This window comes from Novosphingobium jiangmenense, from assembly GCF_015694345.1.
Lineage (GTDB): Bacteria > Pseudomonadota > Alphaproteobacteria > Sphingomonadales > Sphingomonadaceae > Novosphingobium > Novosphingobium jiangmenense.
This window is the reverse complement of record NZ_JADQDC010000006.1, coordinates 15,529-31,397: the sequence shown is the minus strand read 5'-3', so window position 1 is coordinate 31,397 and position 15,869 is coordinate 15,529. Positions and strand designations below refer to the sequence as shown.

Annotated in this window: 16 protein-coding genes and 1 riboswitch; of the genes, 7 read left to right on the top strand and 9 right to left on the bottom strand. The window is 63.2% G+C overall.

From position 1 onward, the window contains the following. Window positions 1–2 precede the first annotated feature (2 nt). The 3 genes from I2488_RS10255 to crtY are packed head-to-tail and all read right to left on the bottom strand — an operon-like array spanning window position 3 to window position 3,252. Window positions 3–584 carry an LOG family protein gene (locus tag I2488_RS10255; RefSeq protein WP_196275711.1) on the bottom strand — a complete coding sequence of 194 codons (582 nt, stop codon included), beginning with the start codon at window positions 582–584 and terminating at the stop codon, window positions 3–5. Then, window positions 581–2,059, bottom strand: a complete 1,479-nt coding sequence (locus tag I2488_RS10250) for a phytoene desaturase (RefSeq protein WP_196275710.1) — start codon at window positions 2,057–2,059, stop codon at window positions 581–583. The genes I2488_RS10255 and I2488_RS10250 overlap by 4 nt, the downstream gene beginning before the upstream one ends. Continuing rightward, window positions 2,056–3,252, bottom strand: coding sequence for a lycopene beta-cyclase CrtY (gene crtY / locus I2488_RS10245; protein WP_196275709.1), 1,197 nt, complete (start codon window positions 3,250–3,252; stop codon window positions 2,056–2,058). The genes I2488_RS10250 and crtY overlap by 4 nt, the downstream gene beginning before the upstream one ends. Before the next feature lie 97 nt (window positions 3,253–3,349). Between crtY and I2488_RS10240 the strand changes: the two genes are divergently transcribed. The 3 genes from I2488_RS10240 (at window position 3,350) to I2488_RS10230 (ending at window position 8,174) form a co-directional block, all read left to right on the top strand. Then, window positions 3,350–3,943 carry a DUF2585 domain-containing protein gene (locus I2488_RS10240; protein ID WP_196275708.1) on the top strand — a complete coding sequence of 198 codons (594 nt, stop codon included), beginning with the start codon at window positions 3,350–3,352 and terminating at the stop codon, window positions 3,941–3,943. Window positions 3,944–4,071: 128 nt separating this feature from the next. After that, window positions 4,072–5,583: a flavin-containing monooxygenase gene (locus tag I2488_RS10235; RefSeq protein WP_196275707.1), complete on the top strand. Its 1,512-nt coding sequence runs from the start codon at window positions 4,072–4,074 to the stop codon at window positions 5,581–5,583. Window positions 5,584–6,086: 503 nt separating this feature from the next. Next, entirely contained in the window at window positions 6,087–8,174 is a 2,088-nt protein-coding gene (locus I2488_RS10230; protein WP_196275706.1) for a hypothetical protein, read from the top strand. Window positions 8,175–8,178: 4 nt separating this feature from the next. On the opposite strand, the gene I2488_RS10225 is transcribed toward I2488_RS10230, so the two are convergent. Beyond that, complete coding sequence (locus I2488_RS10225) at window positions 8,179–9,411, bottom strand: cytochrome P450 (RefSeq protein WP_196275705.1); 1,233 nt, start codon at window positions 9,409–9,411, stop codon at window positions 8,179–8,181. A 160-nt stretch (window positions 9,412–9,571) separates the two neighbouring features. Next, window positions 9,572–9,679: riboswitch (TPP riboswitch) on the top strand. Between the two features lie 48 nt (window positions 9,680–9,727). Between I2488_RS10225 and thiC the strand changes: the two genes are divergently transcribed. Beyond that, window positions 9,728–11,611: a phosphomethylpyrimidine synthase ThiC gene (thiC, locus tag I2488_RS10220; RefSeq protein ID WP_196275704.1), complete on the top strand. Its 1,884-nt coding sequence runs from the start codon at window positions 9,728–9,730 to the stop codon at window positions 11,609–11,611. Window positions 11,612–11,681: 70 nt separating this feature from the next. On the opposite strand, the gene I2488_RS10215 is transcribed toward thiC, so the two are convergent. Both I2488_RS10215 and I2488_RS10210 read right to left on the bottom strand, forming a co-directional pair. Continuing rightward, window positions 11,682–12,314, bottom strand: coding sequence for a DUF2726 domain-containing protein (locus I2488_RS10215; RefSeq protein ID WP_196275703.1), 633 nt, complete (start codon window positions 12,312–12,314; stop codon window positions 11,682–11,684). Between the two features lie 144 nt (window positions 12,315–12,458). Then, a complete protein-coding gene (locus I2488_RS10210) occupies window positions 12,459–12,902 on the bottom strand; it encodes a YaiI/YqxD family protein (protein ID WP_196275896.1) in 444 nt (147 codons plus the stop codon). Window positions 12,903–13,162: 260 nt separating this feature from the next. Between I2488_RS10210 and I2488_RS10205 the strand changes: the two genes are divergently transcribed. From I2488_RS10205 to I2488_RS10195, 3 genes are all read left to right on the top strand, one after another. After that, complete coding sequence (locus I2488_RS10205) at window positions 13,163–13,369, top strand: cold-shock protein (RefSeq protein ID WP_196275702.1); 207 nt, start codon at window positions 13,163–13,165, stop codon at window positions 13,367–13,369. Window positions 13,370–13,430: 61 nt separating this feature from the next. After that, window positions 13,431–13,826, top strand: coding sequence for a YybH family protein (locus I2488_RS10200; protein WP_196275701.1), 396 nt, complete (start codon window positions 13,431–13,433; stop codon window positions 13,824–13,826). Between the two features lie 63 nt (window positions 13,827–13,889). Beyond that, the gene (locus tag I2488_RS10195; RefSeq protein WP_196275700.1) at window positions 13,890–14,276 is read left to right on the top strand and encodes a hypothetical protein; all 387 of its coding nucleotides are present in this window, start codon (window positions 13,890–13,892) and stop codon (window positions 14,274–14,276) included. Here I2488_RS10195 and I2488_RS10190 read toward each other — a convergent pair. The 3 genes from I2488_RS10190 to I2488_RS10180 all read right to left on the bottom strand — a co-directional run bounded on the left by I2488_RS10190 (window position 14,254) and on the right by I2488_RS10180 (window position 15,535). Then, window positions 14,254–14,664, bottom strand: a complete 411-nt coding sequence (locus I2488_RS10190) for a hypothetical protein (protein ID WP_196275699.1) — start codon at window positions 14,662–14,664, stop codon at window positions 14,254–14,256. The genes I2488_RS10195 and I2488_RS10190 overlap by 23 nt on opposite strands. 63 nt (window positions 14,665–14,727) lie before the next feature. Beyond that, on the bottom strand, window positions 14,728–15,042 hold the full coding sequence (locus I2488_RS10185; protein WP_196275698.1) for a hypothetical protein: 315 nt from the start codon (window positions 15,040–15,042) through the stop codon (window positions 14,728–14,730). A gap of 205 nt (window positions 15,043–15,247) precedes the next feature. Beyond that, entirely contained in the window at window positions 15,248–15,535 is a 288-nt protein-coding gene (locus I2488_RS10180) for a hypothetical protein (protein WP_196275697.1), read from the bottom strand. Window positions 15,536–15,869 lie beyond the last annotated feature (334 nt).

Sequence of the window (15,869 nt, the reverse complement as noted above, 5' to 3'; positions counted from 1 at the left end):
GCTCAGAGATCTTCGGCCTTCATCGCGAAGATCGGCTTGTGCGGAACGTGGGCTTCCATGCGCGCCAGCAGGATATCGAGATCGGGTTCGGCGATGATGATGCCGGCATGGGCTTCGCGGATGAAGCCGACCTCGATCATGTGGCGGTTGAAGGCGAGCAGGTGGTCGTAGAAGCCATAGGCGTTGAGCAGGCCGACCGGCTTGGCGTGATAGCCCAATTGCGCCCAGCTGACAGCTTCCCACAGTTCGTCCATCGTGCCGACGCCGCCGGGGATGGTGAGGAAGCCGTCCGAGAGGTCGGTAAAGGCCTTCTTGCGTTCGTGCATGCCTGGGACGACGTGCAGTTCGGTGCAATCGTGGTTGGCAACCTCGCTGCCGACGAGGGCTTCGGGGATCACGCCGATCACTTCACCGCCAGCATCAAGCGCGCCATAGGCTACCGCGCCCATCAGGCCGAGGCGTCCACCGCCATAGACCACGCCGATGCCGCGCCGGGCGAGTTCGGCGCCGATCTGGCGGGCGAGAGTTACGTAACGGGTATCGGCAGGCGAGGCGGAGCCGCAGTAGACGGCAATACGTTTCAAAGAAGATCCTCCAGCATCAGTTTCGCGGTGGCCTTGGCCGAGCCGACCACTCCGGGAATCCCGGCGCCCGGATGGGTTCCCGCGCCGACCAGATACATGTTCGAAATGGCATCGTCACGGTTGTGCGCGCGGAACCAGGCGCTCTGTGTGAGGAGCGGTTCGAGACTGAATGCGCTACCGAGATGGGCCGAGAGGTCGGTCTTGAAGTCTGCCGGAGCGTAGTGGAACTTCGTTACGATACGCGAATGGATGTCCGGGATGAGCCGGCGGCCTACCTCGTCGAGGATGCGCTTCTCAAGGATCGGGCCGATTTCGTTCCAGTCGACCGGGAGCTTGCCCATGTTGGCTACGGGGACGAGCGCGTAGAAGGTGCTCATGCCTTCCGGGGCCACCGACGGGTCAGTGACGGTCGGGTGGTGGAGGTAGATCGAGAAGTCTTCGGGCAGGACGCCGTGCTTGTAGATGTCGTCGAGCAGGCCCTTGTAGCGTGGGCCGAACAGGATCATGTGGTGCGGAATGCCGGGCCAGGTGCCTTCGATGCCGAAGTGGACGACGAAGAGGCTTGGCGAGAATTTCTTTTTGGTCAAAGCCTTTGCGCGGCGTTGTGCATGTGGATTGTCAGGCATCAGGTCGCGGTAGGAATGGACGATGTCGCCATTGGAGGCGACGGCGTCGAACTTCTCTGACCAGCCGCTTTTCGTCTTCACACCAGTGACGCGGGTGCCGAGCGTTTCGATGTGGGTGACCGGATCGCCCATGCGCACTTCGCCGCCGAGACGCTGGAAGTGGGTGAGCATGCCCTGGATCAGCTTGTTGGTGCCGCCCTTGGCCCACCACACGCCGCCGTCCTTCTCGAGCTTGTGGATCAGGGCGTAGATTGAACTGGTGTTCATCGGGTTGCCGCCGACGAGCAGGGTGTGGAAGCTGAACGCCTCGCGCAGGCGTTCGTCCTTCACGTAGGACGAGACCATCGAATAGACCGAGCGCCAGGCCTGGTAACGGGCAAGCGCAGGGGCGGCCTTGAGCATCGAGGCGAAATCGAGGAACGGGACCGAACCCAATTTGACGTAGCCTTCCTCGAACACGCCTGCGGAGTATTGCAGGAAGTCGTCGTACCCGGCGACGTCAGCGGGGTTGAGCTTGGCGATCTCGGCGCGGAGCTGGGTTTCGTCGTTGGAATAGTCGAAATTGGTGCCGTCGGGCCAGTTGAGGCGGTAGAACGGCATGACCGGCATGAGTTCGACATCGTCGGACATGCGGTGGCCCTTCAAGGCCCAGAGTTCCTGCAGGCAGGCCGGATCGGTGACCACGGTGGGGCCGGCATCGAAGGTGAAGCCGTCCTTCTCCCAGTGGTAGGCGCGGCCGCCGGGCTTGTCGCGCGCTTCGATCACGGTGGTCTGGATGCCGCCGGACTGCAGGCGGATGGCGAGGGCAAGGCCGCCGAAGCCGGAGCCGATTACGCAAGCGCGCTTCATCGTGGAGTTCCTGCAAAGGTAAGAGGCTTGGGCCGCGCGCCGAGGCCGGTCAGCACGCCCAAGGCGCGGGTGATCGGGAGCGGCGGCTTGCCCGCGAGGATGCGGGCCTTGTCGAACATGGTGGTCTTGCCTGCGTAGAAGCGCTCGATCAACCCGTGGCGCAGGCTGTAGAAGCGTTCGAGGACGCGGTAACGCTTGTCGGGCTCGGCCCCTGCAAAGAGCAGGGCCGAGAGCTGGCGCAAGTAGGCGGACTGCGCCCAATGCTCGCGCGCCCAGTACTCGCTGAACTGGGCGAGGGCTTCGCCGGAGAGATCCTGCTGCCGGGCGAGGGCGAGGGCATACTTCACGGCTTCGGGAAGCGAGTAGCTGGTGACGGCCTGGAAGAGGCCGGCCCGGACCCCGGCGCGGGCGACGGGTCCACCGCTGGCGCGCCAGAAGGCATCGAAGTTGCCCCCGGCGACGACGGGCAGGACGCCTTGTTCTTCCTCCAGCACTTCGGCGATCTGCCAGCCCTTGGCGGCGGCATAGGCGTCGATGCGGGCGCGGATGGCGTCGGCATCGAGGGCGGGGCCATCGGAGTAATAGGTATCCTCGACGAAGATCTCGTCGGCTGTGAAGGGGAGGGAATAGACGAAGCGGTATCCGTCGATCTGCTCGACCGTGGCGTCCTTGACGATCGGAGCGTCGAGGCCGTGGGGCGCGGAGAGGCGGAAGCGGCGGCCGACGAACTTCTGCCAGCCGCCGGTCAGGTCCGTAACGTTACGCAGGCCGCGGGCGTCGATCACGCCCTTGGCTTCGAGGCGGGTGCCGTCGGACAGGGTGGCGTTCGTGGCGCTGCAGGCGAGAGCGCGGACGCCGGTAAGGATCGACTGCTCGCCGAGGCGCTGGCGCACGACCTTGTCGAAACGGTGGGAGTTGATCGAGTAGTAGCTGGTTTTCAGCCGCCGTTCGTAGCGCGGGAAATGCACGGTGTATTCGGGCCATGCCGCGACGACCATGCCGTCGAGCAACTCGCGCCCGGCCTTGTTCACGTCGGTGCCGAAGAACGACCAGACATGGTTGCCACCAATCGTCTCACCCTGTTCGACGAGGACGATATCGAGCTCCGGGCGGGCGTGACGCAGGGCGAGGGCGACGAGGCCGCCGGCCAGCCCTCCGCCGAGGATCGCGATGTCGCAGTTCCGCACACTCATGCCTAGCGCTTAGGGGGATGCGGTTGCCGGTGCAACCATGGGCTTGTGACTGGCAGTGAGACCCGTCAGAAAGGGCATGGATCGGGGGGCGTTTTGCATGATGGCAGGAATTTCGTTGCGACCGGGCAAGGCAGGCTGGATTGCCGCTATCGGCGTGGCGCTGGGGATCGTGGTGATCCTGCTGGGCATGGCACGGCCGCCAATCTGCCCATGCGGGACGATCCGGCTGTGGCAGGGTGTGGTGGAATCGGCGGAGAACAGCCAGCAGATTTCCGACTGGTACAGCTTCAGCCACGTGATCCATGGGTTCCTGCTCTATGGCGCAGCGCATCTGTTGTGGCGAAAGATGGGCCTCAAGGCGATTTCACCACAGTGGGCGCTGGCGCTGGCGGTGCTGGTGGAGGGATCTTGGGAGATTCTCGAGAACTCGCCGATCATCATCGACCGCTATCGCGCCGTGACGATCTCGTTCGGCTATTCGGGCGACAGCGTACTCAATTCCTTCTGTGACATGGCGTTCATGGCCTTCGGTTTTGTCTTCGCCAGCCGGGCACCCGCGCTGGTAACGGCGGTCGTCGCCGTCCTGTTCGAGCTGTTCACGCTCGCGATGATCCGTGACAACCTGACGCTCAACGTGCTGATGCTGGCATGGCCGGTGGAGGCGGTGCGGCAGTGGCAAGCGGCTGGCTGATCAACCGATTTTCTTGACCGAATGCCTCAATGACAGGGGCACTCGGTTGCCAATTGATATGCATCAATGTCACCTTTCCCGATGAGCCGAGAACGGCCGCATATGGCGTCAGACCATGGAGAGGCATGATGAGCGAGCAGGCAGCATCGGGCGGCGACTTTGACGTGTTGATCGTAGGCGCCGGGATTTCCGGCATTGGCTCTGCCTGGCACCTGCAGGAGCAGTGCCCCGGCAAGACCTATGCGATCATCGAGAGCAAGGACACGTTCGGCGGCACGTGGGAGACGCACAAGTATCCCGGCGTGCGTTCGGATTCAGACCTCTACACTTTCGGCTATCGCTTCAAGCCGTGGGTCGGTGCACCGATTGCCAGCGCGCAGGCGATCCTCGACTACATGGGCGAGGTGATCGAGGACGGCGGTATCGACCAGCATATCCGCTATGGCCACACGATCACCAGCGCCAAGTGGGACAGCGCGAGCAATCGCTGGACCTTGGAGGCAACGACGAAAAACGGCAGCACGGCGATCTTCACCGCGAACTTCCTGTGGATGTGCCAAGGCTACTACGACCATCAGGTGCCATACATTCCCAAGGAATGGCAGGGCGTCTCCGACTTCAAGGGCCTGTTCGTCCACGCCCAGCTGTGGGACCCGGCGACCGACTGGGAAGGCAAGCGCATCCTGGTGATCGGATCGGGTGCGACGGCGGCGACGGTGGTGCCGGCCTTTGCCGAAAAGGCGCAGGTGACGATGCTGCAGCGCTCGCCCACCTACTTTTACTGCCACCCCAACCAGAACGAACTGGCCGACCGCCTGCGCCAGATCGGCATCGACGAGCCGACGATCCACCGCGTGGTGCGCGCGCAGATCATGCATGACCAGGCGCTGATGGACAAACGCTGCGTCGAGGAGCCCGACGTGGTGTTCGAGGAGCTGAAGATGGCGGCGCGCGCCTATGCCGGCGAGGACTTCGCGTTCGAACCGCACTTCACGCCGAAGTACCGGCCGTGGCAGCAGCGACTGGCTTTCTGCCCGGACGGCGATCTGTTCCGCGCTGCCGCCGAGGGCAAGGTCAAGGTCGTGACCGATACAATCGACCGCTTCACCGAGAAGGGCGTGTTGACCAAGAGCGGCGAACTGCTGGAGGCCGACATCATCGTTGCCTGCACCGGTTTCCACCTGAAGGTGCTGGGCGACATTCCGTTCGAGGTGGACGGCAAGGCGGTGAACTGGGGCGATACCGTGACCTATCGCGGCATGATGTTCACCGGGGTGCCCAACATGGCCTGGGTGTTCGGCTACTTCCGTGCAAGCTGGACCTTGCGCGTCGACATGATGGGCGATTTCGTCTGCCGCCTGCTCAATCACATGGACGAGCGCGGCGCGCACAAGGTGGAGGTCGCCTTCCGCGATGAGGATGCCGGCATGGAGATCCTGCCATGGATCGAGGCCGACAACTTCAACCCCGGCTACCTGATGCGCGACATGGACAAGCTGCCCCGGCGTGGCAACAACGAGGTCTGGCGACATAACCAGAGCTACTGGCTGGAGCGCGAGGCCTTTCCGGCGATCGATCTTGACGGCCAGGAGTTCGTCTACGACGGTGTGAGCCGGGGCGCGCAACTGGCGGCGGCGTAAGCGCAGCGGGACTGCGGTCTTTCGATCTTCCGTACCGGGAAAGAACCACTAGAACCCCGTCAATCGGCGGGCGCGAATCCGTGGCCGGTCGAATCAGCCGGCTTGTGGTTGCGAAGGTGCCTGAGCCGACAGTTTCATAATTGGCTGTCATGATTTCGACAGTGCTGCGCCACTTCCGTGGACCTCGTTCTCGATCGTCTGGAAAGCATCGTCGACATTGCGGATTGCGGTTTCCTGCGGGAATTCGCCGCGCTGAAGTCATGGCCTCTGAGGCCCATTAGCCCAAACCGCGCAGATGCACGCGGTGAACATCTGATTACTTATTAAATACAATTGCTTAGAGGTATATCGATCTATCCGGAAGCCAGCCTTTCCCGGCATTTCCCCCGTACTTTCGGGGTCAGGCGGGGTTCGGGTTGGTGGTGGATAGCGGTGTTGCCGGTGGCTTTTCTGCGCGGTGGGATCACGGTTTAAATCGCAGGTCGTTTCTGGGTGGGGCGGCGATGACTTTCGCGCTTTCAGCCTGCGGTGGCGGCGGACAAGGCAGCAGCGCGCCGGTCCTGTTGCCGACGACTACGACCGGGCAGCAGCCGCAGGCATCGGCAACGCAGTCAGCGCCCGACGCCCATGCCCTTTGGCCAGCTGCAGGATGGACCGGGACGGCAGGATCCGGCTTCTCGGCATTGCCGACCGATCCGGTGCGCCAGACGGCCAAGCCGGCAATGCGGCTGATCGTGCCGCCCAATCAGGCCTATACCGACAACTTGCTGGTGGGCGTTGCGGCTTTCGCCAACGATGGCGGCTCGATGCTCGAGAACCAAGGATTGAAGTCGGTCGTCGTCCATTACGAGGGCAACCGTATCGAGATTGCCGAGCCATCGTATCAGACGTTCAATGACGCCAACGGAAGGGCGGTCCGATACCTCGGCTGGTGGGTTTGCCTCAAGCATGACGGTCGGCACGGCGATGCCAACCTGTTCTTCGAAGCGGTGCCGCGTGATCCGAACATGCAGAACAGGGTCATGGGGCCTTACCTGTTCATGCCTTCACAGAACTTGCACGATCTTGAAATGACGGTCGCGCCATCGCAGCCGGAGATCTCGGGTTCGCGCTATTGTTCGATCCGCAATGCGCTGGCCTATGCAGCGGCGCAGGGCCGCCACCGGCCGCGCATCACTCTTGTCGAGCAGCGCAACGACTATGCTCTGGACGCGATCGGGACGCGCTACACCACCGCGAAGGGATACGCGACGATCGACGCGAACGTGCCGGTGACGATCAGCGCCAGCCAGTTCGTCCCCGGAGCTCCCCGGACCGGGTATGACGGGCTGCATTTCCGCGGCCGGAACATCACGATCAACCATCGCAACATGGACACGATCTACCATGAAGGACGCGGCAACCAGCACTGGTTCGATGGGGTGACGATCATGGTCACTGGCGGTTCGGGCTATGTCAATCCGGCGACGCGTGGACCAAAGGCCTTCGCGGTGGCGCGCAACAACCCGTGGTTCACCGAAAGCGACATCAGCGGAATGTTCAACACCGCCTGCGGTGCCAGCCTGGTGCGGGGGTGCAGGCTTTCGGACGGTCTGGGCGATGCTTTGACGGATGCCCGCTGCGTCATCGGCACTCTCGTCGAGAATTTCGACGGGTGCTCGACCTGGGCAAAGGAGATGCCCGCCTTCACAGTCACTTACACGGGGGACGGGGCAACGGCGACGCTGGAGCTATCGGACTTTTCGGATGCGGCAAAGCGCACGTTCACCGCCCGCGTGAATGGTGGGATCGTCGGGACGTTCGAGGCCAGCAAGAGCTCCAGCACCGCCACTTCCTGCGCCGAGGTGGTCGACTGGCTCAACCGGCTGCCCGGTTTCTCCGCCGTGCTGCAGGACAATACGCGCCGGGCTACAATGTGTTCGCTGACCAAGCTGAAGGGGGGAGCGTTCGGACCGACCCCTGTCAAAGGTGTGGCTCTGCCTGTGGTTACGATGTTCGACATTCATGCCGACTTCTGGCAGCACCTGTTCCAGGGCATCGAGGAAAACGTCATCGTCGCCGACAATGTGGTGCGCGAGTTCGTCGGCCAGTGCTTCTTCATTTCCTCGCCGGCTCAGGCGCGGGACTTTGTCTTCGTCAACAACTGCTTCGCGGCCAAGAACGTCTACGTCCAGTACGGGCGGAAAGACTACCTGTTCAGCCAGATCGGGCGTGCCGGGCGGAAGTCGCATCTGGTTTTCGCGCATAACTCCATGACGCAAGGTTGGGCTTTCAGGACCGAGGATGGCATGGAGATCGACAGGTATTGCCTGTTTGCGAACAACGTCTCGCCCAACGTGGTCTGGTCAGGCCCACCGAGCGAGCAGATGAAGGTCACGAACAACCACTTGTTCGCGATGAGCGCGCCGCCCGCTGGTTCCACGGGGACGACGACCGGAGGCACCGAGGCCGAAATCTGGCCGGGGGAAGCAACGGGGGACTTCACGCCTGCGGGCACGCTTGCTGCCTCCGTCAGCCAGCCAAGTCTGGCGTGGGATGCCAAAGGGCGCAGGCGCGGGGTTGCCGACGCAGCGGGAGCGATCGCCCGATAGAGGCTCAGTCCCTGGTCATCACGACGGGCATCGCGGTGAAGCCATGGAGGAACGGGCTGGCGAGGCGCGTGGGCGCACCTTGCGGGGTGATGCGCAAGCGGCGGGTGGCAATTTCCTCGATAACCGCAGCGATCTGCACTTCGGCAAGGCGTGCACCGACGCAGCGGTGAATGCCGTGGCCGAAGCCGATGTGGCGGCGGGCGTTCTCGCGGGTCACGTCGAAGCGTTCGGCATCGGTGAACACGCTCTCGTCGCGATTGCCGGATATGTACCACATGACGATCTTGTCGCCTTCGGACAGGCGCTGGCCGCCAAGCTCGGCATCGCGGGTAAGAGTGCGGCGCATATGGGTGACGGGCGACTGCCAGCGGATGATTTCCTGCGCGGCATTGGCGGAAAGCGCGGGATCGGTGCGCAGCTTGTCCAGTTCGTCGGGATAGCGGTGCAGCGCCTCGATCAGGCCGCTCATCGAATTGCGCGTTGTGTCGTTGCCGCCGACGATCAGCAGGGCGATGTTGGCGATGCGCTCGGGTGGGCTGAGGTGGCCCATCGCGTCGGAGTGGACCATGCGGCTGAGGAGGTCGTCGCTGGGCGGCAGGGCGCGGCGGGCCTCAAGCTCGCGGTCGAAGCGCATCAGCATCTGGCCCATCTGCTGAACGAATTCGGCGCGGTAGGCATCGTTGAGGCTGTCTTCGGAGACGCCGCTGGCCCAATCCGACCAGCGCTTGATGTCGCGCCATTCGTCGAAGGGCATATCGAACAGGATCAGGAGCATGCCGAGGGTGAGGGGTATCGAGACGCGCTCGACCCAGTCGAATTCCTCGCCGAGCGGGAGTTCATCCAGCAACCGGGTGGTGCGTTCGCGCACGAGGCGTTCGAGCTTGATCATCTGGCTCGGGCCGAAGGCCGGGGCGATGACCTTGCGCTGGGCGGTGTGGATCGGCGGGTCCTGGGCGATGAAGTTGGGAAACTCGGTTTCGTTGACCGAATCCGCGATGGTGATGTTGCCGCGCTGCCAAGACGAGGAATAGGTGGCCGGATCGAGCTCGACCTGCTGGATCAGGTCATGGGTGACGACCGACCAATAAGGGCCGAACGGGCTTTCGCTGCGATAGCTGACGGGCATGTTCTCGCGCAGCCAGCGGAATGGCTCGCGCCAGCGATCCTCGGTGTAGAGCGCGTTGAGGCTGACGTCGTGCGGATTGAGGGCGCGTTCGGAAACCAGCGTGACGGTCATGATCCTGCTCCGGTGCCCGCCGCCGTGCAAGGTTCGGCGCGGGCTTGAACCGGACTATCCCCAGCCAGACGGTCCAAGTCCAGTGGGGAGGAATGATCGGTCAAGTGTTCGCCCTGCATCAAAGGCTGGTTGCTACGGTTGCGAGACGGCTTTAGAAGGGCGCCATACCCCGGGGAGCCAGTGTGGCTGAGAGGGGCTGGTCACGCAGCCCGACCCGTCGAACCTGAACCCGTTAGCACGGGCGGAGGGAAGGGCAGTGCCAGAGGCTTGAGGCCGGGCACCCGCGCTCCCGATGCCCGACAAGAGGAGCGCTTGAATGGCCGACATCAACTCCAAGCTGGAAATCGGCGTGACCACCGGGCCGATCCGCGGCAGCCGCAAGATCCATGTCGAAAGCGCGCGCTTTCCCGGACTGACCGTGGCGATGCGCGAGATTTCGCTGGAGCCTTCGAGCGGTGAGCCGCCGGTGCGGGTCTATGATACGTCCGGGCCTTACACCGACACCAACGCCATGATCGACATCGCGGCGGGCCTGCCCAAGCTGCGCCGTGACTGGATCATGGCGCGCGGCGACGTCGAGGAATACGACGCGCGTGAGGTGAAGCCGGAGGACAACGGCTTGAAGGGGCCGGATCGCTCGGCGGGCGTGCCTGCATTTCCGAACGTGGTCAAGCGCCCGCTGCGGGCCAAGGCCGGCGGGAATGTCAGCCAGATGCACTATGCGCGGCAGGGCATCATCACGCCCGAGATGGAGTACGTGGCGATCCGCGAGAACCTTGGCCGCAAGCAGGCCAAGGAAGCGCTGATCCGCGACGGGCAGGACTGGGGTGCCTCGATCCCGGACTATGTGACGCCGGAATTCGTGCGCGATGAAGTGGCGCGCGGTCGGGCGATCATTCCTTCGAACATCAACCACCCCGAGAGCGAGCCGATGGCGATCGGGCGCAACTTCCTCGTGAAGATCAATGCCAACATCGGCAATTCGGCGGTGGCATCGGACGTCGCCAGCGAAGTCGACAAGATGGTCTGGTCGATCCGCTGGGGCGCGGATACCGTCATGGACCTCTCGACGGGCCGCAACATTCACGACACCCGCGAATGGATTCTGCGCAACTCTCCGGTGCCGATCGGCACGGTGCCGATCTATCAGGCGCTGGAGAAGGTCGGCGGCGTGGCCGAGGACCTGACCTGGGAGATCTTCCGCGACACGCTGATCGAGCAGGCCGAGCAGGGCGTGGACTACTTCACGATCCATGCGGGCGTGCGCCTGCCCTACATTCCGCTGGCAGCAAAGCGCATGACCGGCATCGTCAGCCGCGGTGGTTCGATCATGGCAAAATGGTGCCTGGCGCATCACAAGGAATCGTTCCTCTACGAACGTTTCGACGAGATCACCGAGATCATGAAGGCCTATGACGTGGCCTATTCGCTCGGCGATGGCCTGCGTCCCGGCTCGATCTACGACGCCAACGACGAGGCGCAGTTCGCCGAACTCTACACGTTGGGCGAGCTGACCAAGCGGGCCTGGGCGCAGGACGTGCAGGTGATGATCGAAGGCCCCGGGCACGTGCCGATGCACAAGATCCGCGAGAACATGACCAAGCAGCTCGAGGCGTGCGGCGAAGCGCCGTTCTACACGCTCGGGCCGCTCGTGACGGACATCGCGCCGGGTTACGACCACATCACCAGCGGCATCGGCGCGGCGCAGATCGGCTGGTACGGCACGGCGATGCTCTGCTACGTCACGCCCAAGGAGCACCTTGGCCTGCCCGACCGTGACGACGTGAAGGTTGGCGTGGTGACCTACAAGCTGGCGGCGCACGCGGCTGACCTTGCCAAGGGCCACCCGGCAGCGCAGGTGCGCGACGACGCACTGAGCAAGGCGCGCTTCGAGTTCCGCTGGCGCGACCAGTTCAACCTGTCGCTCGATCCCGACACAGCCGAGCAGTATCACGACCAGACGCTTCCAGCCGAAGGCGCGAAGTCGGCCCACTTCTGCTCGATGTGCGGGCCGAAGTTCTGCTCGATGAAGATCAGCCAGGAAGTGCGCGACTTTGCCGCCAAGCAGAACCAGCCGATCGAGACCTTCGTCGCGGCTGATGAAGCCGAGGCGGAAGCGGGCATGAAAGCGATGAGCGCCAAGTACGACGAGATGGGGCGCGAGCTTTACATTGGCGCGGGTGGCCGCGAACACGATTGACGGCGCAATCTTATCCGGCTTGCCTTACGTCGTGGGGTAAGCCGGATTGGCAATCATCAGACCGAGCCAGCTATGCTGCTTCACGCAGCAGGCCCTGCAGCAGCATGCGGATCTGGCTGGGGGTCTGATTGCTGGTCACCTCCACATAGCCAATACCGGCTCGACGCAGGGCTTCTTTCTTGATCGCATCGCGCGCTGCCGTTTCTGCGCTCATGTGATGACCGCTCCCTTGGAACTCCACAGCATGTACCGGGCGGCAATCGTGATCGACGATCAGCAGATCCACGCGCTTGGAATTGATGGCCCAGAACGCGTCGTTATCGTCGCTGGCAAGGATTTCGCCGAGCGAGACCTGGCCCATGGTCCGCCAGCCGGGCTTTTCCTCATCCAGCGTCTTGTCGACGACTGCCAAAAGACGCCGTTCCGACTGGTTGAGAAGCGGCCTGCTCTTGAAGTCCGCCTCCATCACTTTGCGCAACTGCTCTGCGGCGACTTGGGTCTGGCTCTTGTGACCCATTCCGGGCGCCTGGTGCGCGCGCGTCTTGCGTTCCGCAGATTTCCGCCCTTGCCAGAAAGCTCTCCGTTCCGCGCGCTTGAGGCCTTCGGCAAACCGCTCCACCGCAATGCCTATGGCGGCTCCTAGCGCAAGTAAAATGGCCAGAAGATGTGGCTTGTCGATGAGACTGATGATTTCGGACGGCATGTCTCAAGCGATACAACGCGTAAGTAATCGGATTCTTAATGCGGCGAAGGGGGGCAGAGTCTTCACCATCTCATGCTCGAGCAACTCGGTGCCGGTTGCGCACACCTCGGTAAGCGATAGCAAAGGTCATGAAGAAGGCCTGATTTACCGTGACAGTTTCGTAAGCGCCTCGTCCAGAGCTGACAGGAAGCGCGAGCGGTCTGTTTTCGAGAATGGGGCGGGGCCGCCGATCACGTCGCCTCCGGCGCGCAGGTCCGCCATGATCGCGCGGCTGGCGATCTGGCTGCCGATCGAACTGGTGGTGAAGGGCTTGCCTGCGGGCGAGATGACCGTGGCGCCCGCCTTGAGGCAGCGATCTGCGAGCAGGATATCGGCGGTCACGACGACGGTTCTGGCATTGGCTGCTTCGGCGATCCAGTCATCTGCCGCGTCGAAACCGTCGCTGACCACGAGGCGCCGGACGAGCGGGTGGACGGGCACGCGGAAGGGGGAATTGCTGACGACGATGACGGGAACGTTGCGGCGGAAGGCGACCTTGTAGATCTCTTCCTTGACCGGGCAGGCATCGCCATCGACGAGGATTTGCAGCGCTTCAGACATCGCGGACCCTTAGCCGGGCGATCACGCGAATGCCACCTTGCGCGAATACGTTCGCCAAAGTGGCGCCATGGTGCTACACCGCCCTCGCTGACGTCGAATTTTGCGACGGACTTCGGCCTAGACTACCGCCCGTCCGCCTCGCGCGCATTTGCGGCCTTCGACGACGATTTCCTTTCAATTGACGAACCACGCACGGCCCGGCGGCATTTCCGCTTCCGGGCAACAATCGTTCTTGGAAGGAACATCCCATGCCAGTAGGCACCGTAAAATTCTTCAACACCGAAAAGGGCTATGGCTTCATCCAGCCCGACAACGGCGGCGCTGACAGCTTCGTCCACATCTCGGCCGTCCAGGCTGCCGGCATGGCCACGCTCGATAAGGACCAGCGCCTGAGCTACGAGATCGAGACCGGCCGCAATGGCAAGGCCTCGGCCGTGAACCTCGTTTCGGCCTGAAGCTGAAAGTGCATCGGTTGCGGGGCTTTGCAAAAGGCCCGATCCCTGCCATCGCGCGGGGATGATCAACGCTTCCGATGCCGAACTGCAGGTCCGCCTCCGCCGCGCGGCGTTCAACCGCGCGCTGGCGGAGGGGGATCTGGCGGCCATAGGGCCGATCCTGTCGCCCGATGTGGTGCTGGTCACCGGAAGCGACAGTGCAGTCATCGCCGGTCGCAAGGCGCAACTCGCGGCGTGGAAGCGCGAGTTTTCACAGGCTCCCCGGACTGTCTACCTGCGGACTACCGAGAGCGTCACAGCGTCGAGTGTCGAGCTGATCGCCATGGAGCAGGGGCGCTGGAGCGGACGCGACGAGGCTACAGGAGCAGTGCTGGCCGAGGGCACTTACGCCGGAAAGTGGCGGCTTGCGGGCGGGCTCTGGGTGCTGATCGCGGAAATCTTCGTTACCTTGAAGTGATATGGGAAACTGCGCAGGGCACGGTTGTTCCGATCTTCACCATGGCCGCGCGATTGTGGCGTCATGCTGATCAAGCCCGCCACGTCCCATACGCTGACCCAGTGCTGGTACACCCGGATGCATCATCCGGGGCATGGCCGCACGCGGGATGAAGCTGGTGTGCTGCACGCATATTGTCGTCATTGCGCAAGGCCGATCCGATCGCAAGGCGGCAAGGCGTGGACCTTGGCCGACGGCATCGATCTTGACGAGCTGGCCACGCGATCGAGCATCAGGTTCATTTGCGTGACCAGCGTGGCGGATGGAATGGTCATTGCCCGCTATCCGCTTGACCGCGAGGCCGATGATGCTGCGGTGAAGGCTAGAATGACCGAAATCGTTGCGTTCCACCATGCAGATGAGGCGGGATCTGGCCTCGACGTCAGGCTTATGGGTGGTCCGCGAGCGTGAGTTCGACCGGCTCGACAGGAACTTCGTCGACTGGACTGGCCCTGCCGTCAGCGCTTTCGTAATCCTCTTCGACCTGAGGGTCCGCTACAGCGGTATCGCCGTCATAATCGATATCCTCGGGCAGAGGGTATGCCTCGTCGCGTGCGGGCGGTTCAAGCCACGGCTTTTCCCATGAGGCAAGCCGCATCGGGCCGCGGTGGAACAGTGGCACCGTCGCCACCGGATAGCTCTCGTAGCTGACCGCTGTGATCTCAGGATAATCGGCGGCATTTGCCGATGGCAGCAGCCGCTCTGGCGCGTGGGCGCTTGTTGGCACAAGGCTGGTGACGGCCAGGCCGAGCCCGGCGCCGGCGGCGATCATGGCAGTGGCAAAGCGATCGAAGGACACGGGTCCGGCTCCTGTTTCCCTCCTCGGGGGAAGGAATGCAGGACGGCAGACCCGGTTCCGGCGTCAGTTGCCGGTGGCTTTGGCGACCTTGCCTGCGGAATCGTCCAAGCTGCTGGCCGTGGTCTCGACCGTGCCGCGCACCTTGGACACAGTCCCGGTGCTGTCGGCCTTCTCGACATAGTCTGCTGCGGAATCAACCGCTTGCGAGATCATCGAGTCCTTCGCGCCGTCTTCGGCCTGGGCCACGACTGGCTGGGCGGACCAGGGATCGGCGGGCTTGTCCTTCTCGGACTGGCCCATCGCCAGAAAGCCGATGACGCCGACAACGCAGACGACCGGTAACGGATGGCGCACGACCGCGCGGGCAATGGCAAACATGTGATCCTCCCTCTCGAACCCGGGAGAACCATAAGGGGAAATGCTTAGCGTTTGTTTATCGACAGCAGAAAGGGCGCTCCCGCGATGGAAGCGCCCTTCCTGTCTATCGGTGCAGCACGAAGCTGGCCTTGCTCACGGGTGAGCCGCTGGTGGCAAGCTGGCGCTGTAGCGCCGGGCTACCGGGCCTTCCCGTGTTGCGGGGCAGTCAATCGTTGGCAGCGGCCTTGCTCGTGATCTTCTTGACGTCCTTGACGTCGAAGGTGACCGGGCGACCGTTGAAGCGGCCGGTGACGGTGCGCTTGGTAACCTTCAGTTCGAAGGGCACCTTGCCGGCATAGGCCGAGCCCTTGAGAACCTTGATGTCGCCCTGCTGCTCGGCGGTGTAGTCGTACTTCACGCCCTGGTAGGTGAACGAGCCGGTTTCGGGTTCGGCAGCGAACACCGGGGTGGCGACGAGGACAGCGGCAGCTGCGGCGAGGAAAGTCTTGAACATGGCAATGTCTCCTGGAAGATAAGGAAAAATTGCCTTCAGCACCCTTATCTTGTTGCGGTGCAGCATACTAATCGTGTGCAGTGCGGCAATTGTATTTGCCGTCCTGTCAGTTGCAAGATATGCAATCGGGATGGTTTCCTCGATTTAACAAGGCGTTGGCGAGGGGAGAGGCCGGGTGACCTGCCCGTTCATACGTAATCATGCATAACATTTTATAAGCCGCGCGCTCGACTCGACCGGACTTGGCGGCAGTTCATCCCGGATCGGGAACGGCGACGTGGCCTGCTGCTTCCGGCTGTCCCGATGGCAGGCGTGTTGCGCCCGGCCATTTCGT